Here is a 22,380-nt window from a genome sequence, read left to right as displayed (position 1 = left end):
TTGTCTCCAATCTTGTTTCGGCTCAGCGCGACGCGAGATCCATGATGCGGACCTGGTCGGCGTCCTTGCGATCGACGATGCCGGTCATGCGCCCTTCGTGCATCACCATCACGCGATCGCTCATTCCCAGCACTTCCGGCATCTCCGACGAGATCATCAGCACCGCGACGCCCTTGCCGGCGAGCGCGCTGACGAGCCGGTGAATCTCGGCCTTCGCACCGACGTCGATGCCGCGCGTCGGCTCGTCGAGGATCAGGATGCGCGGCTGCGTGAGGAGCCAGCGGCCGATCAACACCTTCTGCTGGTTGCCGCCCGACAGGTTCTGGATCTCCTCGTGCAGCCCGGGCGACTTCACGCGCAGCATCCGGCTCATTTCCTCGCAGTCGCGCTTCAACTGCGCCTGCCGCACGAAATTGAACTTCACGTAGCGGTTGCTGAGCACCGCCGCTTCCATGTTCGCGAGCAGGTCGAGATTCAGGAAGCAGCCGGTGTCCTTGCGGTCTTCGGTGAGGAAGGCCATCCCGTACTTCATCGCCTGCGCGGGCGTCGTGATGCGCACCGGCTTGCCGTCGATGCGGATCTCGCCCGACGTGGCCGGCACGACGCCGAACAGCGCCTCCGCGACGTTCGAGCGCCCCGAGCCGACCAGGCCGGCCACGCCGAGGATCTCGCCCGCGCGCAGCTCGAAGCTCACGTCGCGGAACACGCCTTCGACACCGAGGTTCTTCACCGACAGCACGACGTCGCCGATCGGCACCTCCTCCTTCGGGAACATCTGCGTGATCTCGCGCCCGACCATCATGCGGATGATGTCGTCGCGCGTGACGTCGCTCGATGCGTGCGTACCGATGTACTTGCCGTCGCGGAACACCGAGAACTCGTCGGCGATCTCGAACAGCTCGTTCATCTTGTGCGTGATGTAGACGATGCCCTTGCCCTGCTCGCGCAGCTGCCGAATGATCCGGAACAGGTGCGTGACTTCCTTGTCGGTCAGCGCGGAGGTCGGCTCGTCCATGATCAGCACGTCCGAGTCGAACGACACGGCCTTCGCGATCTCGACCATCTGGCGGCTCGCGACCGTCAGCGTGCGCACGTCGGTTTCCGGATCGATGTCGATCGACAGCCGCTCGAACAGCTCGGCCGTCTGGCGGCGCAGCGCCGCATGATCGATCAGGCCGAAGCGGTTCTTCGGTTCGCGGCGGATCCAGATGTTCTCCGCGACCGTCATGTACGGCATCAGGTTGAGTTCCTGGTGGATCATCGCGATGCCGCGGTCGAGCGCATCGAGCGGACCGTTCAGCACGACCGGCTCGCCGTTGATCAGGATCTCGCCCTGGTCGGGCGTGTAGACGCCCGCGATGATCTTCATCAGCGTCGACTTGCCCGCGCCGTTCTCGCCCATCAGCGCATGGACGGTGCCGCGACGCACGCGGAACTGCACGCCGTCGAGCGCGACGACACCGGGAAAGGACTTGCCGACACCGCGCACCTCGAGCACGCAGTCGGCCGCGGAAGAAGCCGGCGGGGCCGACGAGCCGGCCGCGCCGGACGAAGCGGCAGGCGCATCGCCGCCGGCCATCGGGCGCGCGACTCTGGCTGTAAACATGGACGTTCCTCGACAAGTCGCGCGCGAACCCGGCCATGCCGGGCCCGCGCAGTTCAACGGATCACCGGTCAGTGCTTCGCGTACTGGTTCATGTTCTCGGGCGTCACGAGCTCGAACGGCACGTTCACGTAGCGGTCGACGGGCTGTTTCTTCGCGAGCTTGAGCGCGGCCGCGACAGCCTGCTGCCCCTGCCCGGCCGCGTTCTGGTACACCGACACCTTCAGCTCGCCGCTCTTCATCGATGCGAGCCCGTCCGGCGTCGCGTCGATGCCCGCGACGATCGTCTTCGGCGTCAATTTGCGCGCGGCCTTCAGCGCGTTGATCGCGCCGATCGCCATTTCGTCGTTGTTGGAGATGATCGCGTCGAACTTCGTGCCGGAGCTCAGCCAGTTCATCGTGATGTCCTGGCCCTGCGTGCGGCTCCACTTGCCTTCGCGCTTGTCGACGATCTTCATCCCCGAGCAATCCTTCGTCGCGATCACGTCCTCGATGTCCTTGGTGCGGGCACGCGCCGATTCGTTGGACAGCTCGCCCATCAGCACGAGGAGGTCGCCCTTGCCGCCGAGCAGCTTGCACACCTGGCGCGCCTGCAGCGTGCCCGACTGCTTTTCGTCGGATGCGACGACCGCGACGCCGGCCGGCAGCTTGTCGAAATCGACCGGCTTGCGGTTCACGTAGACGAGCGGAATCTTCGCGGCCGTCACCATCTTGGTGATCTTCGGCGTCGCGTCGGTATCGACCGCGTTCACGATGATCGCGTCGACCTTCTGCGCGATCATGTTCTGGACCTGGCTCAACTGCTTGCCGACGTCGTTGCCGCCGTCCTCGATCTGCACCGTCGCGCCGTCCTTCTTCGCTGCGTCGGTGATGCCGTTGCGCAGGATGGTCAGGAACGTGTCGTCGAACGACGCCATCGTCACGCCGATCTTCTCGGCATGCGCGAGCGGCGCAGCCAGGATCGCGGCGGCCGCGACGGCCATCAGCTTGGTCTTCATGATCAATCTGTCTCCTCATCTCCGGGGGGCGGAAGACGGCGCGTTGCGCGCCGCCGGGCCGAGTCCGATCGAATCCGATACGGACTGAAGCATCCGGATGAAACTGTAGATCAGTTCCTCTACGATTTGGAAATTTATTTCTACGTGATTTCACCTAGGGAACTGGATTTCCAAAAAGCCTAGACTGCGTCCGTAGCCCGATTCCTTGCGGCAGGCAGTCCCGCGTCGTGCAAGACACGTTGCGGACGGTCGCGAGCAGATCGGTCCCCTAATCCGCCGGCATCGCCGAACGCCGGCCGCGAGCGTGACACGTGATATGAGCCTGCTGAACTTTCCGAGTGACCGCCCCATCGATCTCGCCTGCCTCGGCCGCGTGGCCGTGGATCTCTATGCGCAGCAGTACGGCAGCCGCCTGGAAGACGCGCGCAGCTTCCAGATGTATCTCGGCGGCTCGTCCGGCAACGTCGCGTTCGGCGTGGCGCGGCTCGGGCTGAAGACCGCGATGATCTCGCGCGTCGGCGACGAGCAGATGGGGCGCTTCCTGCGCGAGACGCTCGAGCGCGAAGGCTGCGACACGAGCCAGCTGCAGACCGACCGCGAACGCCTCACCGCGCTGGTGCTGCTCGGGCTGAAGGATCGCGACACGTTCCCGCTGCTGTTCGTGCGTGAGAACTGTGCGGACATGGCCGTGCGCGCCGACGAGATCAGCGAGGACTTCATCGCCGGCTGCCGGGCGCTCGCGATCACCGGCACACACCTGTCGACGCCGGGCACGCGCGAGGCGTCGCTGACCGCGCTCGGTTATGCACGCCGCCATGGCGTCGTACGGATACTCGACATCGACTACCGGCCCGTGCTGTGGGGGTTGACCGCGCGTGGCGCGGGCGAGAACCGCTACGTGCCGGACGCGCAGGTGACGCGTCAGCTGCAGCAGGTGCTCGGCGAGTTCGACCTGCTGGTCGGCACCGAGGAGGAATTCCTGATCGCGGGCGGCGTGCCGCACGACGTGATCGGGTCGTTGCAGGCGGTGCGCGCCATCACGAACGCGACGCTGGTCGTCAAGCGCGGCGCGCTGGGCTGCTGCGTGATCGAGGGCGAGATTCCCGCCCGCATCGACGATGCGCCGACCTTCCTCGGCGAACGCGTCGAGGTGCTCAACGTGCTCGGCGCGGGCGACGCGTTCCTGTCGGGCCTGCTGTCGGGGCTGCTGCGCGGGAGCGACTGGGCCGAGTCGACGCGCATCGCGAACGCGTGCGGCGCGATCGTCGTATCGCGCCACGCGTGCTCCGCTGCGATGCCGACGCCGGCCGAGCTCGCACACTGGTTCGACGGCAGCCGCAATCCGGTGGTCGATGCCGATCACACGCTCGCGCACCTGCACCGCGTGACGGTGCCGCGGCGCGAATGGGACGACCTGTGCGTGATGGCGTTCGACCATCGCAGCCAGTTCTACGAACTCGCGGTGCAGGCCGGTGCGGACGAAGCGCGCATCAGGACGCTGAAGCGCCTGCTCGTGCGCGCGGTCGAGCAGGTCGAGCGCGATCGTCATATCGAAGGCCATGTCGGCGTGCTGATCGACGGCGGCGGCTACGGCAGCGATGCGCTTGCGTCGGCCACCGGACGCGGCTGGTGGGTCGGCCGCCCGGTCGAACTGCCGGGCTCGCGGCCGCTGCGTTTCGACGAAACGCGCTCGGTCGGCTCGTCGCTCACGCACTGGCCGACCGAACAGGTCGTGAAGTGCCTCGTTCACTATCACCCCGACGATCAGGTCGACCTGCGCGTCGAACAGGAGCAGCGCGTGCTGGAACTGTGGGAAGCCACGCGCGCCAGCGGCAACGAACTGCTGCTGGAAATGATTCCGCCGCGCGCGGTCACGCCGGCCGGCACCGAGGACGACGCGGTGCTGCGCACGATCGCGCGCTTCTACAACCTCGGCGTGATGCCCGATTGGTGGAAGCTCACGCCGCTGAGCGCCGACGGCTGGGCGCGGCTCGCCGCGCTGATCGCCGAGCGCGACCCGCACTGCCGTGGCGCGGTGATCCTCGGGCTGAACCAGCCGCTGCAATACCTCGTCGACAGCTTCCGCTCGGCGACCAACCCGATCGTCAAGGGTTTCATGGTCGGGCGCACGCTGTGGGCCGATGCATCGCTGAACTGGTTCGCCGGCCGGATCGACGACCAGGCGCTGATCGACGAAGTCGCCGGCAACTTCGCGCAGCTCGTGGATGCGTGGCTCGGCCGCCGTGCGGCCGCGGCCCGCGCCGCCGCGGCATGACGCGACGCGACGATCCACCCGAATCTTCTTCACCGACCGACATGACCTCTACCGTAAGACTGACCGTCAGCCAGGCGCTCGTGCGCTACCTGGCCGCCCTGCGTGCCGAAGTCGTCCAGCCCGACGGCCGCATCGAGATCCTGCCCTACTGCGGCGGCGTGTTCGCGATCTTCGGCCACGGCAACGTGGCCGGGCTCGGCGAGGCGCTGCACGCTGAAAAAGACCGGCTGCCGACGTTCCGCGCGCACAACGAACAAGGGATGGCCAATGCGGCCGTCGCGTTCGCGAAAGCGAATTTCCGTCAGCGGATGATGGCCGCGACGTCGAGCATCGGCCCCGGCGCGACCAACATGCTGACCTCCGCCGCGCTCGCGCACGTCGGCCGGCTGCCGCTGCTGCTGCTGCCCGGCGACGTGTTCGTGTCGCGGCTGCCCGACCCGGTGCTGCAGCAGGTCGAGGATTTCGAACAGGGCGACGTCAGCGCGAACGACTGCTTCCGGCCGGTGACCCGCTACTTCGACCGGATCACGTCGCCCGAGCAGCTGCTCGTCGCGCTGCCGCGTGCGATCCAGGTGATGACCGACCCCGCGCAGTGCGGCCCGGTATGTCTCGCGCTGCCGCAGGACGTGCAGACCTTCGCGTACGACTGGCCCGAGGATTTCTTCGCGCCGCCGGTGATCCGGATGCGCCGGCCGCCGGCCGATGCGCTCGAGCTCGCCGATGCGCTCGACGTGCTGAAGGCCGCGAAGAAGCCGCTGATCGTCGCGGGCGGTGGCGTGCTGTACAGCCAGGCGTGGGACGCGCTGCGGGCATTCGCCGACACGCACGGCGTGCCGGTGGCGGAATCGCAGGCCGGCAAGGGCAGCCTCGCGTGGGACCACCCGCTGAACCTCGGGTCGATCGGCGTGACGGGCTCGCCTGCCGCGAACCGCGCGGCCGCGCAGGCCGACGTGGTGTTCGCGGTCGGCACGCGGCTGCAGGATTTCACGACCGGCTCGCATGCGCTCTACGGCAACGCGACGCTGCTGAGCCTGAACGTGCAGCCGTTCGACGCGGGCAAGAAGCGCGGCCGGCAACTCGTGGCCGACGCGCGCACGGGCCTCGGCCAGCTGTCGGCCGCACTGGCCGGCTGGCACGCCGATCCGGCATGGACGGCAAGCAACCGCGACCAGGCCGCCGCGTGGAACGCGCGCGTGACCGAACTCACGACGCACGTGCCGAACGACACGCTGCCGTACGACGCGGAAGTGATCGGCGCGGTGCGCGACTCCGCGGCCGACGCGGGCCGCGACAGCGCGCGCGACGATCTCGTCGTGTGCGCGGCCGGCACGCTGCCGGCCGAGTTGCACAAGCTGTGGCGCAGCGGCGTGCCGGGCAACTACCACATGGACTATGCGTACTCGTGCATGGGCTACGAGGTCGCGGGCGGCCTCGGCGCGAAGCTCGCGCGGCCCGAGCGCGAAGTGATCGTGATTGTCGGCGACGGTTCGTACATGATGCTCAACGCGGAGCTCGCGACGTCCGTGATGCTCGGCCGCAAGATCATCGTCGTGATCCTCGACAACCGCGGCTACGGCTGCATCGAGCGGCTGCAGCTGAACTGCGGCGGTGCGAGCTTCAACAACATGCTCGACGACTGCGTGCCCGAAGGCGGCGCGCGCTCGACGATCGACTTCGCGATGCATGCACGCGCAATGGGTGCCGACGCCGTGCACGTGCGCGACGTCGGCGAACTGCGCAGCGAAATGACGCGCGCCCGCGCGGCGAAGACGAGCCAGGTACTCGTGATCGACACCACGCACAAGCGCACGACCGACGACGGCGGCGCATGGTGGGAAGTCGCCGTGCCGCAAGTGTCCGAGCGCGCCGGCGTCGAAGGCGCGCACCGCGCGTATCTCGACGCGAAGCTGCGGCAGCGGCGCTGATGGCGCGCGCTGCCCACGAACCCTCCCCACGAAAAACACATTCGAACCAAGGAAGCCCGTCATGAGCTGGAACGTCCGCATCGGTATCAATCCCCTGTCGTGGATGAACGACGACCTGCCGTCGCTCGGCGGCGAGACGCCGCTCGAAACGGCGCTGAAGGAAGGCGCCGAAATCGGCTACGCGGGCTTCGAGCTCGGCAACAAGTTTCCGAAGACGGGCCCCGAGCTGAAGGCGAAGCTCGCCGAGTTCGGACTCGCGTGCGTGTCGGGCTGGTATTCGGGCTTCCTCGCGGAAGTCGCGCCGGGCATGAGCGACGCCGATGCGGTCGCCGCCGAGATCGAGCGCTGCCGCGCGCACATGACGAAGCTGCAGTACAACGACGTGAACGTGGTCGTCTACGGCGAATGCGCGGGCACGATCCAGGGCAACATCGACACGCCGGTCGCGAAGCGGCCGCGCTTCGTCGACGACGCCGCATGGCGGCGCTACGCGGCACGCCTCGACGCATTCGGCGCGCACCTGCTCGACACGTACGGCATCAAGCTCGCCTACCATCACCACATGGGCGCGTACGTCGAGTCGCCCGACGACGTCGACCGGCTGATGGCGCTGACCGATCCGGCGAAGGTGTTCCTGCTGTTCGATACCGGCCACGCGTATTTCGGCGGCGCGGCCGACCCGGTGACGCTGCTGAAGAAGCATGTCTCGCGCGTGGTCCACGTGCATTGCAAGGACGTGCGGCCGCAGGTCGTCACGCAGGCGCGCAACGACGGCTGGAGCTTCCTGAACGGCGTGATCAACGGCACCTTCACGGTGCCCGGCGACGGTGCACTCGACTACGAGGCGACGCTGCACACGCTGAAGGAGGCCGGCTACGAAGGCTGGCTCGTCGTCGAGGCCGAGCAGGACCCGGCCGTCGCGCCGAGCTATGCGTATGCGAAGAAGGGCTATGAATCGCTGCGCGCGATCGTCGACCGGTTGAGCATGTGAGCGCGTGAGCGCCGGAACGCGTGAGCCCTACCCTATTGCGGAGCCCCACCCCATGACGATTTCTCCCCTGCTGGTCAAAGCGTCGCCTGAGCGCGAAATCTGCAACGTCACGCCGGAATCGGCCGGCTGGAAGCACGTCGGCTTCCGTGCGCTGCGCCTGAAGGCCGGCGACACCGAAACGCTCGACACCGGCACGCGCGAGCTGTGCGTCGTCGTGCTCACGGGCACGGTGCGCGCGGACATCGACGGCACAACCTACGATGCGCTCGGCACGCGCGACAGCGTATTCGAGGATGTCTCGCCGGACGCGCTGTACGTGCCGGGCGGCAAGACGCTCACGCTGATCGCGACGCGCGATGCGGAAATCGCGCTGTGCACCGCGCCGTACGCGAGCGGCGACAAGCCCGTGCAACGCCTCGACGGCGAACGGATGCGCCGCTCGGTACGCGGGCAAGGCACCAACACGCGCTACGTGTGCGACATCCTGATGGGCGACAACCCGGCGGCCGAGCGCCTCCTCGTGGTGGAAGTCGTCACGCCGGCCAGCCATTCGAGCAGCTATCCGCCGCACAAGCACGACCGCGACGCGGCGCCCGACGAAACCTCGCTCGAGGAAACCTATTACCACCGGATCGATCCGCCGCAGGGTTTCGCGTTCCAGCGCGTGTACACGGACGACCGCAGCCTCGACGAAGCGTGCGCCGTCGAGAACCACGACGTCGTGATGGTGCCGCGCGGCTACCACCCGGTGGTCGCGCCGCACGGCTACAACCTGTACTACCTGAACGTGATGGCCGGGCCGAGCCGCGCGTGGGCGTTCAAGAACGATCCCGCGCACGAATGGATGCTCGACGCGGCGCCGAAGCGCTGAACGGAAGACGGGCCCGCGCGCGGCCCGTGACGATGCGACGCCCGGCACGCGCACCCAGAGCCGGGAACGCCACGGAGCCGCCATGGTGACGACCCTCTTTCGCCTCGACCCCCATCCCTTCGACGACGACGCGTCGAACCCGGCGCTGCCGCGCTTCGATGCGGCGCTCGCGCGCCGGATGGGTGAGATCGCGGTCAACCTCGCGTCGCGCCGCGGGCTGCCGATCGCGGTAAGCATCGTCGGCGAGCAGGCGCCGCTGTTCTACTGCGCGCTCGACGGCAGCCACGCCAACGACAGTGACGCGATCCGCCGGCGACAGAACACGGTGTTGCGCTTCGGCCTCAGTTCGCTCGCGGTCGGCGAACGCTTTCGTCGCGCCGGCTGGTCGCTGGAGTCGCAGGGGCTGTCGGATGACGACTATGCGCTCGACGGCGGCGGCGTGCCGTTGCGGATCGCCGGGGCCGGCATCGTCGGCGCGATGACGATCGCGGGGCTCGACTCGGAACACAATCACGCGCTCGTGGTCGAGACCCTGCAGTGGCACGTCGGCCGTTACGCGCTGGCGATGCACGCGTAACGGCACGGGCGGCGCGGCCGGCGCGAACGCGCCGATGCACCGCCCCGCACGATCACTTCAACCCGCCGCTCACGACGAGATGCTCGCCGGTGATCCAGCGTGCATCGTCCGACGCGAGGAACACGGCAACCGACGCAATGTCGTCCGGCTCGCCGAGGCGGCCGAGCGGCGTCTCGCTACGCATCTGCTTGTCGATATCCGAACCGATAATGCCCGCGCTGTGCGTGCCCTCGGTCACGATCATCCCCGGGTTGATCGCGTTCACGCGAATCCTGCGCGGGCCGAGTTCGAGCGCGAGCACACCGGTGATCGCGTCGACCGCGCCCTTGGTGCCGCTGTAGACGGCACTGGCCGGCGGCGTGATGCTGGTCACCACCGAGCTGATGTTGACGATGCTTGCGCCTTCGCCGAGATGCTTGACGGCTGCCTGCGTCATCAGCAGCACGCCGAACACGTTCGTGTCGAAGTGCCGGCGATAGTGTTCCTCGGTGATCGCCTCGATCGCCCCGAATTCGTACACGCCGGAATTGTTGACGAGCACGTCGAGACGGCCGTACGTGTCGATCGCCGTATCGACGATGCGCTGCGCGTCAGCTGCCTTCGACACGTCGCCGCCGACCGCGACCGCGCGGCCGCCCGCTTCGACGATTGCGCCGACGACTGCATCGGCGCCCGCCTTGCTGCTCGCGTAGTTGACGACGACCGACGCACCTTCCGCGGCCAGTGCCTTCGCGATCGCCGCGCCGATGCCCTTCGATCCGCCCGTGACGATCGCGACCTTGCCTGCCAGCTTGCTCATGATTTCATTCCTCAGTCTAAGACTCTCGATGGATGGCGCCGGTTGCCACGCGGTGCGTTGATACGGCGACCGGCATGACTGGCAATTTACTGAGCGGTGCGGCAGCGATAAAGCGGCTCGGCACGAATTGACTGGCGGCGTTTTCCGAACAATCGCCCGCGCGCCGTCAGCCGGCGCTGAGCCATGCGTTCGCGACCTCGCCGCCCAGGCCGTCGAGCGCGCCGTCGTAGACGATCCGTCCGCGCCCCATCACCGCGACCCGCCGCGCGAGCCGCGGCGCGAACTGCAGCCGCTGCTCGATCAGCAGGATCGCGACGCCGTCGGCCTGCAGCGCGGCGAGGCACGCGCCGACCTCGTCGACCGCGAGCGGCGCGAGCCCTTCAGCCGGTTCGTCGACGATCAGCACGCGCGGGCGGCCCGCCAGCGCACGCACCAGCGCGAGCACCTGCTGCTCGCCGCCCGACAGCCGCGCCGCCTTCACGTCCGCGCGCGCGGCCAGCAGCGGAAAGCGGTCGAACAGCCGTTCGAGCGCCGCGCGTTCGGCCGCACCGCCGGCACCGCGCAGCCCGAGCCGCAGGTTGTCGCGTACCGTCAGCAGCGGGAACACGTCGCGGCTTTCGGCAACGTAAGCGACACCGCGCCGCGCGATCTCGAACGTGCGCGCGCCCACGCATTCGGCGCCGGCGATGCGCACCGAGCCGGCCGTGCGCACGAGCCCCATCACGGCCTTCGCGAGCGTCGAGCGCCCCGAGCCATTGCGGCCGAGCAGCGCGAGCGTCTCGCCCGGCGCAAGCGCAAGATCGACGCCGTCGAGCACGGGTTGCAGGCCGTACCCCGCGCGCAGGTCGCGAATGTCGAGCAACGCGCTCACCGGCCGCCCTCGCCCAGGTAGGCGGCACGCACGGCCGGATCGGTGCGGATCGCATCGGGTGCGCCGGTCGCGACCACCGTGCCGCGCACGAGCACCGTGATGCGTTCGGCGAAGCCGAACACCGTATCCATGTCGTGCTCGATCAGCAGTACCGTTCGCCCCTGCGTCGTCGCACGAATCAGCGCGATCATCCGCGCCGCCTGCGCACGGCTCATGCCGGCCGTCGGCTCGTCGAGCAGCAGCGTGCGTGCACCGCTCGCGAGGGCGATGCCGAGATCGAGCGCGCGCTGTTCCGCATAGCTCAGCTCGGCGGCCGGCGTGTCGCGGTGCGCGTCGAGGCCGATGTCGTGCAGCACGCGCCCGGCCGCAAGATCGACCGACGCCGATTCGCGCAGCCGGTTCCACCAGCGCCGCCGTTCGGCAGGCGCATGCAGCGCCGCACAACGCAGGTTGTCGAACACGGTCAGCCGCGCGAACGCGCTCGTCTGCTGGAAACTGCGGCCGATGCCGAGCCGGCTCGCGACGACCGGCCCGCGCCCGCGCAGGTCGACGCCGTGCAGCACGACGCGCCCGCGCGTGGGCCGCGCCGCACCGGCGATCACGCCGAACAGCGTCGACTTGCCCGCGCCGTTCGGCCCGATCAGCGCATGGCGCTCGCCGGCCGCGATGCTCAGATCGACGCCGTCGAGCACCGTCTGCGCGCCGAAGCGCTGCACGACGCCATGAAGCGCGATTGCGTTGCCGTTCAACGCCCGTCCTCCCGCTTGCCGGCCTGCCCGCCCGCCACGAACCGCGCGCGCCAGCCCCACAGCAGCGTGCCGATGCCGGCCGCCGAGCACGCGACGGCCCAGCCGGCCGGCGTATCGGTGTCGATGCTCCATGCGCCGAACGCGAAGCCTGCGCCGTCGTCCTGCGCGAAGCGCCACGCATAACCGAGCTCGGCCGCGCAGACGATCGCGACGCCCCAGAACACGCACGCGCCGACCGCGCACAGCATGCGCCAGCGCTCGGCCGCCGGCGCGGCGCGCCGCGATGCATGCGCGAGCGCCTGCACGATCCCGGCGATCCCGCGCGGCGCGGCCACGACGATCGCGACGAACAGCACGCCGAGATACAGCGCCCACGCCCGCGACACGCCCGCGACGACGATGCTCAGCGCGGTCAGCACCGCGGCACCGGCCGCCGGCCCGAAGAACGCACCGGTGCCACCGATCACCGCGGCGATCAGCACGGTCGCCGAACGCGCCATCGACACGCTGTCGGGCGTCGCGATTTCGACGTCGATCAGCGTCAGCGTGCCGGCGACGCCCGCGAAGAACGACGCACAGGTGACCATCGCGAGCCGCACGCGGCGCGGATCGGTGCCGAGCGCGGCGACGCGCGCGGGGTTGTCGCGCACCGCATTCGCGAGCCGCGCGAACGGCGTGCGCGTCAGCGCGTGCATGGCCCACACCGACGCGATGCACCACGCGGCGATCACCGCATAAGCCTGCGCCGGTGCGCCGAAATGCCAGCCGCCCCACGGCGTGCCGCTCGCGCGGTCGATCGGCACGCCGCCGATCCCGCCGAACCAGGCGGGCACGCTCCACGCGGCGGCCGCGACGCATTCGCCGAGCCCGAGCGTGATCATCGCGAACGCGGTGCCCGAACGGCGCGTCGCGAGCAGCCCGGCGGCGAAGCCGAAACCGGCGCCGGCCATGCCGCCGACGAGCGGCAACAGCGGCAGCGGGCCGCCCATATGGTTGAACCAGTGCGCGGCCGCGAACGCGCCGAGGCCCGCGAACGCCGCGTGCCCGAACGACAGCAGCCCGGTCGTGCCGAGCTGCAGGTTGTACGACAGCGCGAGCACGACGAGCGCGGCCGTCTGCGCGAGATAGCCCAGCACCGCGCCATGCGGCCACAGCCACGCGGGCAGCACGACGCACGCGGCGAACAGCGACCAGCGCGCCAGACCGGCGGCGAGCGTGCGGCTACGCATCGGCGCGCTCGCCGAACAGCCCGCGCGGCCGCGCGACCACCACCGCGACGAGCAGCAGGTACGGCACCAGCGGCGCAAGCTGCGCGATCGACACCGCGGCCACGCTGTCGGGCAGCGCGATGCCGGCCCATAGCGCGAGGTCGCGCAGCGACGTATCGCTCGCGGCCGCGAAGGTCTGCGCGAAACCGACCGCGAGCGACGCCGCGAACGCGCCGCCGAGCGAACCGAGCCCGCCGATCACGACGACCGCGAACACGACCGACCCGACGGTTTCGGCGAGCGCGGGTTCGATCACCGCGAGCGGCGCGCCGATCACGCCGGCCAGCGCCGCCAGCGCGGTACCCGCGCCGAACAGCGCCGTCATCACGCGCGGCACGTCGTAGCCGAGCGCCTCGACGGCCGCACGGTGCGTGAGTGCCGCGCGCACCACGAGCCCGATGCGCGACGCGCGCAACAACGCGCCGAGCGCGACCAGCATCGCCGCGGACATCCCCATCATGAACAGCCGGTAGCGCGGCAGCGCGAGGCCGAATACGGTCACGGGTGCGCCGTCGAACAGCGCCGGCACCGGAGCCGGCAGCGGCGCCAGGCCCCACACGAGTTTCGCGCCTTCGCCGATCAGGTACGCGAGGCCGAAGGTCAGCAGCAGTTCGCTCGTATGGCCGCGTGCCTGAACGCGGCGCAGCAGCGTGCGCTCGCAGCCGGCGCCGAGCAGCCCGACCGCGAGCGGCGCGAGGACCAGCGCGGGCCAGAAGCCCGCACTGGCCGCGATGCTGTAGCCGACATACGCGCCCAGCATGTAGAAGCTCGCATGCGCGAAGTTGAGCACGCCCTGCACGCTGAAGATCAGCGTGAGGCCGGCCGACAGCATGAACAGCAGCAGGCCGTAGCTGAGGCCGTTGAAAGCCTGGAGCGCGAATGCGTGCACGGCGAAGTCAGGCCGCGAGCGGCTCGAGCGCGGCGCGCAGCGCGTCGGGCAGCGGCACCGGCCGGCGCGTGCCGCGATCGACGTACACGTGCACGAAATGCCCCTGTGCGGCGGGCGACGCGTCGCCCTGCGCAAACAGCCCGACCTCGTAGCGCACGCTCGACGTGCCGAGCTTCACGACGCGCAACCCCGCGTCGACCGATTGCGGAAACACCAGCGGCGCGAAGTAGTTGCACTGCGTCTCGACCACGAGGCCGATCGTCCGCCCGTGCTCGACGTCGAGCACGCCGGCGCGGATCAGGTATTCGTTCACGACCGTGTCGAAGTAGCTGTAGTAGACGACGTTGTTCACGTGCCCGTAGACGTCGTTGTCCATCCAGCGGGTCGTGATCGGCAGGAAGTGGCGATAGGCGTCGCGCGGACGCGGTTGCGGCTTGTCGGACATGGCGATGGCGGTCAGGACGATGAAAGCGCTGAGGAAGAAGCGCGGCGGCCGCATGACACGGCACACCGGCAAGAAGCCGGGCGCCGTGCCGCGATCGCGCGCGGCACGGCGGGCGGCTGCAACCCTGCCGGCCGGCCCGTCACTGCCCTGGCCGGTCGACGAATTCGAAATCGAGGCCGCGCGCGCGCATCCAGTCGGCGAGCGCGACGCCCGTGCCGGCGCGCCACGGGCGCAGCAGCGGCGGATCGACGAGCTTGTATTCGAGCAGTTCCGGCGACAGCGCGACCGTGCCCGACGCACGCACGTGGTACGCGATGATCAGCTCGTTCTTGCGGATGAACTCGTAGACGCCGACGAGCGACACGTGCTCGGCCTTCAGGGCCGTTTCCTCGAACACCTCGCGCGCGATGCCGTCCTCGGGCGTCTCGCCGTTCTCGAGGAAGCCGGTGATCAGCGCGAACATGCCTTCCGGCCAGGCCGCGTTGCGCGCGAGCAGGATCTTGCCGTCGAGCTCGACGATCGCGGCGACGACGGGCAGCGGGTTGTTCCAGTGGACATAACCGCAGCTGTCGTCGGGGCATGCCTGGCGAATGCGGCCGCCTTCATGGTCGGGATCGGTGCGCTCGGTGAGCGGGCTCGCGCAGCGCGGGCAAAAGCGGTAATCGGCGGTGGTCATCGATGGGGATCTGGCGGACGCCGGACGGCCGCCAGCCGGCTGCCCGCGCACCCGCTCGGCGCGGGAAAGGCTTCATTCTAGCGAGTTTGCCCGTGCCGCAGACGATCCGGCCCCGCCGAAATCAGGGTTGCAGGCGCCCGCGTGCGGCGGTCGCCGCGAAGCCGGCGGCGCCCAGCAGCAGCGCGGCCACCGCGACCCACAGCGCGGGGGAAAACGACCCGAAGCGCGCGGCCAGCGGTGCGGCGACGAGCGGGCCGAGAATCTGCCCGACCCCGTACGACGCGGTCGCATAGCCCATCAGCCCGGCTGCCCGCTCACCGCGCAAACGCCGTGCCTCGCGCATCGCGAACAGCGTGATCGCGGTAAACGGCAGGCCGAGCAGCGCGCTGCCGACCGAGAAGCCGGCCGCGTTCGGCCACACGATCCCGGCGGCAATGCCGAGCGCCTGGGTCGCGCAACCGGCGGCCAGCAGCAGCCGGTTGTCCCAGTGGCCGGGCAGTCGCGCGGCGGTGATCGCGCCGACGATCAGCGCCGCGCCGAACATCGGCCAGAACAGGTCGGGCCACGGCGAACCGGCCGGCAACGCGGCGCGCGCGATCACGGGCAGGAACGTCGCGGTGATGATGTAGCCGAAGCCCGGCATGCCGTACAGCACGACGAGCCATGCGGCGTCCGCGCGATGACGGCGCGAGTCGGCCTGCGCCACGGAGGGTGCGGAAGCTGCGGAAGCTGCGGAAGCTGCGGAAGCTGCGGAAGCTGCGGAAGCTGCGGAAGCTGCGGCGGCAGCATACGGCGCGGCACCGCCCGACGGCACGGCTTGTGCCGGGGCGGTCGCAAACGTGCGCCAGATCGCGATCGACAGCACGGCCGACAGCGCCGCGAAACCGAGCCAGCCCGACGCCGCGCGCTGGCCGGCCAGCGCACTGCCGATCAGCCCCGTCACCACGATGCCGACGCCGGGGCCCGCATAGATCACCCCGCTCCACTCCGGCGCGTACAGTTCGGCCAGCCGCCGCAGCCCCCATTGCGACACGAATACGAAGGTCCATGCGCTGACGACGCCCGCGACGAAGCGCACCGCGAGCCACACGGGCAGCAGGTGGCCGACACCCATCGCGGCAGTGAGCAACACGGTGGCCACGAGCCCGAAGCGCACCATGCGCGCGGGCGCCACACGCAGCGCCGCGCAACTGACCGCGCCGACGAAGTAACCCGCGTAGTTCGCCGAGGCGAGCCAGCCGCCGGCCTTCAGGCCGATCGAGCCGTCCGCGAGCATCAGCGGCAACAGCGGCGTGAACGCGAAGCGGCCGACGCCGAGCACGACCGCGAGGCCGACCATGCAGGCCAGCGCGGCCGCGCGGGCGCGGCGGTCGGCGTCGGCGGCACGAGGCGCGCCGGCGGCGGCGGTCGAGACATCGAAACGGGACATGGCGGCATGGGCCGGCGTTCAACGCGCCGGCCGGATCGGAAATCGGAACGCTTCCATCGTAGCTTGACCAAACGTTCTCGAAAAATGAATAATTGAGAATCCACTCATCGCTCGGAGAGAATCATGGATCTGGCGGCGCTGGCGATTTTCCGGGCCGTGGTGCGCGAGAACGGCGTGACGCGCGCGGCGGCCAAGCTCAATCGCGTGCAGTCGAACGTCACGACGCGCATCAAGCAACTCGAGGAAGAACTCGGTGCGGCGCTGTTCGTGCGCGACGGCCGCCGGCTCGTGCTGACGCCGGCCGGGCACACGCTGCTGCCCTATGCGGAGCGCCTGCTCGCGCTCGCCGACGAGGCGCGCGACGCGGTGCGTGAGGACACGCCGCGCGGGCGGTTGCGGCTCGGCACGATGGAGAGCACGGCCGCGAGCCGCCTGCCGACCGTGCTCGCGCGCTATCACCACGCGTGGCCCGACGTGTCGCTCGAACTGCTGACGGGCACGACGGGCTGGCTGATCGACCGCGTGCGCGACTTCGAGATCGACGCCGCGCTGTTCGCGCGCCCGCCCGCACCGGACACGCTGCCCGACACGTTCGAGACCGTGCCGATCTTCCGCGAGGACCTGGTGCTGCTCACCCCGCGCGGCCATCCGCCGGTGCGCACGCCGCGCGACGTGATCCTGCCGACGCTGATCGCATTCGAGCGCGGCTGCACGTATCGCAAGTACGTCGAACAATGGTACGCGGCGCACGGCGTCAAGCCGGCGCGCGTGCTCGAACTCGGGTCGTATCACGCAATCGTCGCGTGCGTCGCGGCAGGTGCCGGCATCGCGGTCGCGCCGCGTTCGGTGCTCGACCTGCAGCCCCAGACCGGCAACATCGCCGCACACGTGATTCCCGAACTGGAGGGCATCGACACGCTCCTCGCATGGCGGCAAGGTTATGCGTCGGCGGCGTTGGCCGCGTTGCGCGATGCGCTCACCGAGGCCGCACGGCAGCCGGACGGTGCGACGAAGCCGCCGGTAAGCGTGCCCGCCTGAATCGTCGGGCGACCGGCACACGTTGCGCCAGCGTATCAACAAAAAAACCCGACCGGCATGTGCCGATCGGGTCTTTGTCATTTCACGCGATGCCGCAACGGGACGGCATCGCATCGGTCGTGACGATCAGAGCCGCTCTTCGACCCAGCCCTTCACGCCAGCCAGCGCGCCCGGCAGGTTCGCCGGCTCGGTGCCGCCCGCCTGCGCCATGTCCGGACGGCCGCCGCCCTTGCCGCCGACCTGCTGCGCGACGAAGTTCACGAGCTCGCCGGCCTTGACCTTCTTGCTCGCGTCCGGCGTGACGCCCGCGATCAGGCTGACCTTGCCGCCTTCGACAGCCGCCAGCACGATCGCCGCGCTCTTCAGCTTGTCCTTCAGCTTGTCGACCGTTTCGCGCAGCGTCTTCGCGTCGGCACCGTCGAGCGTCGCGGCCAGCACGTACACACCAGCGATTTCGACGGCCTGCTGCGCGAGCTCGTCGCCCTGGCTCGAGGCGAGCTTCGACTTCAGCGCGCCCAGCTCCTTCTCGAGCGACTTCACCTGGTCCTGCACCTGAGCGATACGCTGCGTGAGTTCCGACGGCTGTGCCTTCAGCGCGGCTGCCGCTTCGTTCACGCGGGCGTCGAGATCCTGCACGTAACGCACCGCGTTGTCGCCGGTGATCGCCTCGACGCGACGGATGCCGGCCGCGACGCCGCCTTCGACGACGATCTTGAAGAAGCCGATGTCGCCGCTGCGGCTCACGTGCGTGCCGCCGCACAGTTCGCGCGAGAAGCCGAGGTCGAGCACGCGCACTTCGTCGCCGTACTTCTCGCCGAACAGCGCCATCGCGCCGCCCTTCACCGCTTCGTCGTACGGCATCACGCGCACGATGCCCGGCGCGTTGGCCAAGATCTCGTTGTTGACGATCTGCTCGACGCGACGGATTTCATCGTCGGTCATCGGCGCGTTGTGCGCGAAGTCGAAACGGGTCTTTTCCGCGTCGACCAGCGAACCCTTCTGCTGCACGTGCGCGCCGAGCACTTCGCGCAGCGCCTTGTGCATCAGGTGGGTGGCCGAGTGGTTGCGCTGCGTGCGCGCACGACGGTGCGCGTCGATCTCAGCGCGCAGCACGTCGCCGACCTTCAGCGTGCCTTGTTCCAGCGTGCCGTGGTGGCCGATCACGTCGGCCTGCACCTTCAGCGTATCGGCCACCGCGAAGCGCGTCGCGGCATTCGCGAGCACGCCCTGGTCGCCGACCTGGCCGCCCGATTCCGCGTAGAACGGCGTGTGGTCGAGCACGACGACCGCGTCCTGGCCGGTCTTCACTTCATTGACCGACGAACCGTCGACGTACAGCGCGACGATCTTCGCGTCGTCGAACGCGATTTCCTCGTAACCGTGGAACGTGGTTTTCGCGCCCGTGTATTCGAGGCCCTGCGTGGCCTTGAACTTGCCGGCCGCGCGCGCCTGCTCGCGCTGGCGCGCCATCGCGTCGTCGAATGCCGGCTCGTCGACCGTCATCCCGCGCTCGCGGCACACGTCGGCCGTCAGATCCAGCGGGAAGCCGTACGTATCGTGCAGCTTGAACGCGAGTTCGCCGTCGAGCACCTTGCCGCCCTTCGCTTCGACGTCGGCCAGCGCGCCCTCGAGGATCGACATGCCGTGCTCGATCGTCTCGAAGAAGCGCTCTTCTTCCTGGCGCAGCACGTCGGTCACGCGTTGCTCGGCTTCCTTCAGTTCCGGATATGCGACACCCATCTCGGCGACGAGGTCGGCCACCAGCTTGTGGAAGAACGCGCCCTTGCGGCCGAGCTTGTAGCCGTGGCGGATCGCGCGGCGCACGATCCGGCGCAGCACGTAGCCGCGGCCTTCGTTGCCGGGGATCACGCCGTCGACGATCAGGAACGAACACGCGCGGATGTGATCGGCGATCACCTTCAGCGAGTTGTGGGTGAGGTCGCTGATTTCGGTCACGCGCGCGGCGGCCTTGATCAGGTTCTGGAACAGGTCGATCTCGTAGTTGCTGTGCACGTGCTGCAGCACCGCGGCGAGACGCTCGAGGCCCATGCCGGTGTCGACCGACTGCTTCGGCAGGCGCGTCATGTTGCCCTGCGCGTCGCGGTTGAACTGCATGAACACGAGGTTCCAGATCTCGATGTAGCGGTCGCCGTCTTCTTCAGGCGATCCCGGCGGACCGCCCCACACGTCCGGGCCGTGGTCGTAGAAGATTTCGGTACACGGGCCGCACGGGCCGGTGTCGCCCATCGTCCAGAAGTTGTCCGACGCGTAGCGCGCGCCCTTGTTGTCGCCGATCCGGATGATGCGCTCGGTCGGCACGCCGACTTCCTTCGCCCAGATGTCGTACGCCTCGTCGTCTTCCTGATAGACGGTGACCCACAGCTTGTCCTTCGGCAGCTGGTAGACCGTGGTCAGCAGCTCCCACGCGAACTTGATCGCGTCGTGCTTGAAGTAGTCGCCGAACGAGAAGTTGCCGAGCATCTCGAAGAACGTGTGGTGGCGCGCCGTGTAGCCGACGTTCTCGAGGTCGTTGTGCTTGCCGCCCGCGCGCACGCTGCGCTGCGCCGTCGTGGCGCGCGAATACGGACGCGGGTCCGTGCCGAGGAACACGTCCTTGAACTGGACCATGCCCGAGTTCGTGAACATCAGCGTGGGGTCGTTACCGGGCACGAGGCTCGACGAGCGGACGATCGTGTGGCCCTTCGATTCGAAGAATTTGAGAAATTTCTCGCGGATTTCGGCAGCTTTCATGGCGTGCGGGGACAGTCTGGCAAAGACGGCTTCAAACGCCGGCGCCCCTGGCGGGGCGCACGGCGGCATGGATTCGGAAACGATCGATTATACGGGATCGGGGCCGGCTTCCGGGCAAAGCGCCGGCAAAGCGGCTCGGCCCTCCGGCCGGGCCGGCTGGGCCACTCGCGACGCCGATTCGCCTTAAGATGCTCGGCATGCCAATTCGCCTTGCCCGCCAAGGCCAGCCATGAAAGGAGACGCTTCAACGATGGGTGCCCTGAGCCATATCCGCGTGCTGGATCTCACCCGCGTGCTCGCGGGCCCGTGGTGCGCGCAGACGCTTGCCGATTTCGGCGCAGACGTGATCAAGGTCGAGCGCCCGGGCGCCGGCGACGACACGCGCCACTGGGGGCCGCCGTACCTGAAGGACGCAGACGGCGCGGATACCGCCGAGGCCGCGTACTACCTCGCGGCGAACCGCAACAAGCGCTCGGTGACGATCGACATCGCCACGCCCGAGGGCCAGCAGATCGTGCGCGAACTCGCCGCGCAAAGCGACGTCGTGCTCGAGAACTACAAGGTCGGCCAGTTGAAGAAATACGGGCTCGATTACGACTCGCTGCGCGCGGTGAAGCCCGATCTCGTCTACTGCTCGGTCACCGGCTTCGGCCAGACGGGCCCGTACGCGCACCGCGCGGGCTACGACTTCATCGTCCAGGGGATCGGCGGCTTCATGAGCATCACCGGCGAGCGCGACGGCGAGCCGGGCGGCGGCCCGCAGAAGGCCGGCGTCGCGATCGCCGACCTCGCGACCGGCCTCTACTCGACGATCGCGGTGCTCGCCGCGCTCACACACCGCGACCGGACGGGCGAAGGCCAGTACATCGACATGGCGCTGCTCGACGTGCAGGTCGCGCTGCTCGCGAACATGAACACCAACTTTCTCGCGAGCGGCAAGCCGCCGGTGCGCTGGGGCAACGCACACCCGAACATCGTGCCGTACCAGACGTTCCAGACGAGCGACGGGTGGATCATCGTCGCGGTCGGCAACGACCGGCAGTTCCGCAAGTTCGTCGAGGCCGGCGGCCGGCCCGAGCTGGCCGACGACGAGCGCTTCGCGACGAATCCTTCGCGCGTGCGCCACCGCGACACGCTGGTGCCGATCCTCGCGGAGATGGTGAAGGCGCGCGGCAAGGCCGACTGGATCGATGCGCTCGAAGCGGCCGGCGTGCCATGCGGGCCGATCAACGATCTCGACGAGGTGTTCGACAACGAGCAGGTCGTCGCGCGCGGGATGCAAGTGTCGCTGCCGCACCCGAGCGGCGCGGACGCGAAGCTCGTGCGCAACCCGATCCGGATGAGCGCGACGCCGCCCGAAGCGCGCACCGCCCCGCCGCTGCTCGGCGCACAGACCGACGACGTGCTGCGCGACATGCTCGGCTACGACGACGCGAAGATCGCCGCGCTGCGCGCGAAACAGGCGATCTGATTACGGCGATCGGTGCGGGTGCGGGTGCGGGTGCGGGTGCGGGTGCGGGTGTTCGCAGGCAGGCTGCGGCGGCCGCAACCGCCTCGCGCCGTCAGCCGCCGCGGGCGAGCGCGTCGAGCCAGCCGCGCGCATCGGGCCAGTCGCCGAGCCCGCTGTCCGCATTGACGTGACCACGCGGGCCGATATCGTGGAATGCGCTGCCCCATACGTTCGCGCAGCCGCGCGCGAACGCGAGCGAGCCATACGGATCGTCGCTGCTGGCGACGACGCAGGTCGGAAACGGCAACCGTTCATACGGCACGGGCCCGAAGCCATGCGCATCGGCCGGAAACGCGGGGCCGCCCGGATCGGGCAGCGCGACGAGCAGCGCGCCGCGCACCTTCGCGAGCGCGGCCGGGCGCGCGTAACGCGTCGCCCACCACGCGGTGGTCAGCGTACCGAGACTGTGGCCGGCGATCAGCACCGGCCCGCGCGCGGCTTCGACCGCGCGATCGAGTGCGAGACACCAGCCGTTGCGGAACGCACGATCCCAGTCGGGCATCGCGACGCGCGAGAAACGTGCATCGGCACGCTCCCAGCGGCTCTGCCAGTGAAGCGGGCCCGAATTGGCGTAGCCCGGCAGGACGAGAACGGGGAATGAGCTCATGGAAGGTGCGTCGACGAATGAAATCGTGATGGTGCGTCGGCGCAGTGTCGCACACCCGTTCCTCCCTGATGCTGCCTGTCTGAAACCGGAAGGATGTGCGTGGGGTCG

General features: G+C 69.3%; 19 protein-coding genes. 7 read left to right on the top strand and 12 right to left on the bottom strand.

The window, feature by feature from the left end:
• Positions 1–22: 22 nt before the first annotated feature.
• Complete coding sequence (locus ACPTTF_RS07385) at positions 23–1,606, bottom strand: sugar ABC transporter ATP-binding protein (RefSeq protein ID WP_423370751.1); 1,584 nt, start codon at positions 1,604–1,606, stop codon at positions 23–25.
• A 68-nt stretch (positions 1,607–1,674) separates the two neighbouring features.
• Positions 1,675–2,601: a sugar ABC transporter substrate-binding protein gene (locus ACPTTF_RS07380; RefSeq protein ID WP_423370750.1), complete on the bottom strand. Its 927-nt coding sequence runs from the start codon at positions 2,599–2,601 to the stop codon at positions 1,675–1,677.
• Positions 2,602–2,917: 316 nt separating this feature from the next.
• On the opposite strand from ACPTTF_RS07380, the gene ACPTTF_RS07375 reads away from it, so the two are divergent.
• From ACPTTF_RS07375 to ACPTTF_RS07355, 5 genes are all read left to right on the top strand, one after another.
• Positions 2,918–4,876 carry a bifunctional 5-dehydro-2-deoxygluconokinase/5-dehydro-2-deoxyphosphogluconate aldolase gene (locus ACPTTF_RS07375; RefSeq protein WP_423370749.1) on the top strand — a complete coding sequence of 653 codons (1,959 nt, stop codon included), beginning with the start codon at positions 2,918–2,920 and terminating at the stop codon, positions 4,874–4,876.
• A gap of 41 nt (positions 4,877–4,917) precedes the next feature.
• Positions 4,918–6,801: a 3D-(3,5/4)-trihydroxycyclohexane-1,2-dione acylhydrolase (decyclizing) gene (gene iolD / locus ACPTTF_RS07370; protein WP_423370748.1), complete on the top strand. Its 1,884-nt coding sequence runs from the start codon at positions 4,918–4,920 to the stop codon at positions 6,799–6,801.
• A 61-nt stretch (positions 6,802–6,862) separates the two neighbouring features.
• Positions 6,863–7,792: a myo-inosose-2 dehydratase gene (iolE, locus tag ACPTTF_RS07365; RefSeq protein ID WP_423370747.1), complete on the top strand. Its 930-nt coding sequence runs from the start codon at positions 6,863–6,865 to the stop codon at positions 7,790–7,792.
• Positions 7,793–7,844: 52 nt separating this feature from the next.
• Positions 7,845–8,663: a 5-deoxy-glucuronate isomerase gene (gene iolB / locus ACPTTF_RS07360; protein ID WP_423370746.1), complete on the top strand. Its 819-nt coding sequence runs from the start codon at positions 7,845–7,847 to the stop codon at positions 8,661–8,663.
• Positions 8,664–8,745: 82 nt separating this feature from the next.
• Entirely contained in the window at positions 8,746–9,240 is a 495-nt protein-coding gene (locus tag ACPTTF_RS07355) for a heme-degrading domain-containing protein (RefSeq protein ID WP_423370745.1), read from the top strand.
• Between the two features lie 52 nt (positions 9,241–9,292).
• Here the strand turns inward: ACPTTF_RS07355 and ACPTTF_RS07350 are convergent, their stop codons facing one another.
• The 8 genes from ACPTTF_RS07350 to ACPTTF_RS07315 all read right to left on the bottom strand — a co-directional run bounded on the left by ACPTTF_RS07350 (position 9,293) and on the right by ACPTTF_RS07315 (position 16,366).
• Complete coding sequence (locus tag ACPTTF_RS07350; protein ID WP_423370744.1) at positions 9,293–10,039, bottom strand: SDR family NAD(P)-dependent oxidoreductase; 747 nt, start codon at positions 10,037–10,039, stop codon at positions 9,293–9,295.
• 166 nt (positions 10,040–10,205) lie between these two features.
• Positions 10,206–10,910: an ABC transporter ATP-binding protein gene (locus ACPTTF_RS07345; protein ID WP_423370743.1), complete on the bottom strand. Its 705-nt coding sequence runs from the start codon at positions 10,908–10,910 to the stop codon at positions 10,206–10,208.
• The gene (locus ACPTTF_RS07340) at positions 10,907–11,659 is read right to left on the bottom strand and encodes an ABC transporter ATP-binding protein (RefSeq protein ID WP_423370742.1); all 753 of its coding nucleotides are present in this window, start codon (positions 11,657–11,659) and stop codon (positions 10,907–10,909) included. The genes ACPTTF_RS07345 and ACPTTF_RS07340 overlap by 4 nt, the downstream gene beginning before the upstream one ends.
• Complete coding sequence (locus ACPTTF_RS07335) at positions 11,656–12,888, bottom strand: branched-chain amino acid ABC transporter permease (RefSeq protein ID WP_423370741.1); 1,233 nt, start codon at positions 12,886–12,888, stop codon at positions 11,656–11,658. The genes ACPTTF_RS07340 and ACPTTF_RS07335 overlap by 4 nt, the downstream gene beginning before the upstream one ends.
• The gene (locus ACPTTF_RS07330) at positions 12,881–13,816 is read right to left on the bottom strand and encodes a branched-chain amino acid ABC transporter permease (protein ID WP_423370740.1); all 936 of its coding nucleotides are present in this window, start codon (positions 13,814–13,816) and stop codon (positions 12,881–12,883) included. The genes ACPTTF_RS07335 and ACPTTF_RS07330 overlap by 8 nt, the downstream gene beginning before the upstream one ends.
• 7 nt (positions 13,817–13,823) lie before the next feature.
• On the bottom strand, positions 13,824–14,261 hold the full coding sequence (locus ACPTTF_RS07325) for an acyl-CoA thioesterase (RefSeq protein ID WP_423371853.1): 438 nt from the start codon (positions 14,259–14,261) through the stop codon (positions 13,824–13,826).
• 139 nt (positions 14,262–14,400) lie between these two features.
• A complete protein-coding gene (locus ACPTTF_RS07320) occupies positions 14,401–14,937 on the bottom strand; it encodes an NUDIX domain-containing protein (RefSeq protein WP_423370739.1) in 537 nt (178 codons plus the stop codon).
• 121 nt (positions 14,938–15,058) lie between these two features.
• Entirely contained in the window at positions 15,059–16,366 is a 1,308-nt protein-coding gene (locus ACPTTF_RS07315; RefSeq protein ID WP_423391155.1) for a YbfB/YjiJ family MFS transporter, read from the bottom strand.
• Positions 16,367–16,489: 123 nt separating this feature from the next.
• On the opposite strand from ACPTTF_RS07315, the gene ACPTTF_RS07310 reads away from it, so the two are divergent.
• Positions 16,490–17,404, top strand: a complete 915-nt coding sequence (locus ACPTTF_RS07310) for a LysR family transcriptional regulator (protein WP_423370737.1) — start codon at positions 16,490–16,492, stop codon at positions 17,402–17,404.
• Positions 17,405–17,530: 126 nt separating this feature from the next.
• On the opposite strand, the gene alaS is transcribed toward ACPTTF_RS07310, so the two are convergent.
• Entirely contained in the window at positions 17,531–20,155 is a 2,625-nt protein-coding gene (gene alaS, locus ACPTTF_RS07305) for an alanine--tRNA ligase (RefSeq protein ID WP_423370736.1), read from the bottom strand.
• Between the two features lie 250 nt (positions 20,156–20,405).
• On the opposite strand from alaS, the gene ACPTTF_RS07300 reads away from it, so the two are divergent.
• A complete protein-coding gene (locus ACPTTF_RS07300) occupies positions 20,406–21,626 on the top strand; it encodes a CaiB/BaiF CoA transferase family protein (protein WP_423370735.1) in 1,221 nt (406 codons plus the stop codon).
• A 91-nt stretch (positions 21,627–21,717) separates the two neighbouring features.
• Here ACPTTF_RS07300 and ACPTTF_RS07295 read toward each other — a convergent pair whose 3' ends face one another.
• Complete coding sequence (locus ACPTTF_RS07295; RefSeq protein ID WP_423370734.1) at positions 21,718–22,272, bottom strand: RBBP9/YdeN family alpha/beta hydrolase; 555 nt, start codon at positions 22,270–22,272, stop codon at positions 21,718–21,720.
• Positions 22,273–22,380 lie beyond the last annotated feature (108 nt).

This window comes from Burkholderia crassaminum, assembly GCF_964265005.1.
GTDB lineage: Bacteria > Pseudomonadota > Gammaproteobacteria > Burkholderiales > Burkholderiaceae > Burkholderia.
This window is presented reverse-complemented; position numbering and strand designations above follow the sequence as displayed.

What these genes read in the sequence shown, in the direction of transcription:
- ACPTTF_RS07385 (WP_423370751.1), bottom strand. Translation starts at nt 1,606, where the DNA reads ATGTTTACAGCCAGAGTCGCGCGCCCGATGGCCGGCGGCGATGCGCCT.
- ACPTTF_RS07380 (WP_423370750.1), bottom strand. Translation starts at nt 2,601, where the DNA reads ATGAAGACCAAGCTGATGGCCGTCGCGGCCGCCGCGATCCTGGCTGCG.
- ACPTTF_RS07375 (WP_423370749.1), top strand. Translation starts at nt 2,918, where the DNA reads ATGAGCCTGCTGAACTTTCCGAGTGACCGCCCCATCGATCTCGCCTGC.
- iolD (WP_423370748.1), top strand. Translation starts at nt 4,918, where the DNA reads ATGACCTCTACCGTAAGACTGACCGTCAGCCAGGCGCTCGTGCGCTAC.
- iolE (WP_423370747.1), top strand. Translation starts at nt 6,863, where the DNA reads ATGAGCTGGAACGTCCGCATCGGTATCAATCCCCTGTCGTGGATGAAC.
- iolB (WP_423370746.1), top strand. Translation starts at nt 7,845, where the DNA reads ATGACGATTTCTCCCCTGCTGGTCAAAGCGTCGCCTGAGCGCGAAATC.
- ACPTTF_RS07355 (WP_423370745.1), top strand. Translation starts at nt 8,746, where the DNA reads ATGGTGACGACCCTCTTTCGCCTCGACCCCCATCCCTTCGACGACGAC.
- ACPTTF_RS07350 (WP_423370744.1), bottom strand. Translation starts at nt 10,039, where the DNA reads ATGAGCAAGCTGGCAGGCAAGGTCGCGATCGTCACGGGCGGATCGAAG.
- ACPTTF_RS07335 (WP_423370741.1), bottom strand. Translation starts at nt 12,888, where the DNA reads ATGCGTAGCCGCACGCTCGCCGCCGGTCTGGCGCGCTGGTCGCTGTTC.
- ACPTTF_RS07325 (WP_423371853.1), bottom strand. Translation starts at nt 14,261, where the DNA reads ATGTCCGACAAGCCGCAACCGCGTCCGCGCGACGCCTATCGCCACTTC.
- ACPTTF_RS07320 (WP_423370739.1), bottom strand. Translation starts at nt 14,937, where the DNA reads ATGACCACCGCCGATTACCGCTTTTGCCCGCGCTGCGCGAGCCCGCTC.
- ACPTTF_RS07315 (WP_423391155.1), bottom strand. Translation starts at nt 16,366, where the DNA reads ATGTCCCGTTTCGATGTCTCGACCGCCGCCGCCGGCGCGCCTCGTGCC.
- ACPTTF_RS07310 (WP_423370737.1), top strand. Translation starts at nt 16,490, where the DNA reads ATGGATCTGGCGGCGCTGGCGATTTTCCGGGCCGTGGTGCGCGAGAAC.
- alaS (WP_423370736.1), bottom strand. Translation starts at nt 20,155, where the DNA reads ATGAAAGCTGCCGAAATCCGCGAGAAATTTCTCAAATTCTTCGAATCG.
- ACPTTF_RS07300 (WP_423370735.1), top strand. Translation starts at nt 20,406, where the DNA reads ATGGGTGCCCTGAGCCATATCCGCGTGCTGGATCTCACCCGCGTGCTC.
- ACPTTF_RS07295 (WP_423370734.1), bottom strand. Translation starts at nt 22,272, where the DNA reads ATGAGCTCATTCCCCGTTCTCGTCCTGCCGGGCTACGCCAATTCGGGC.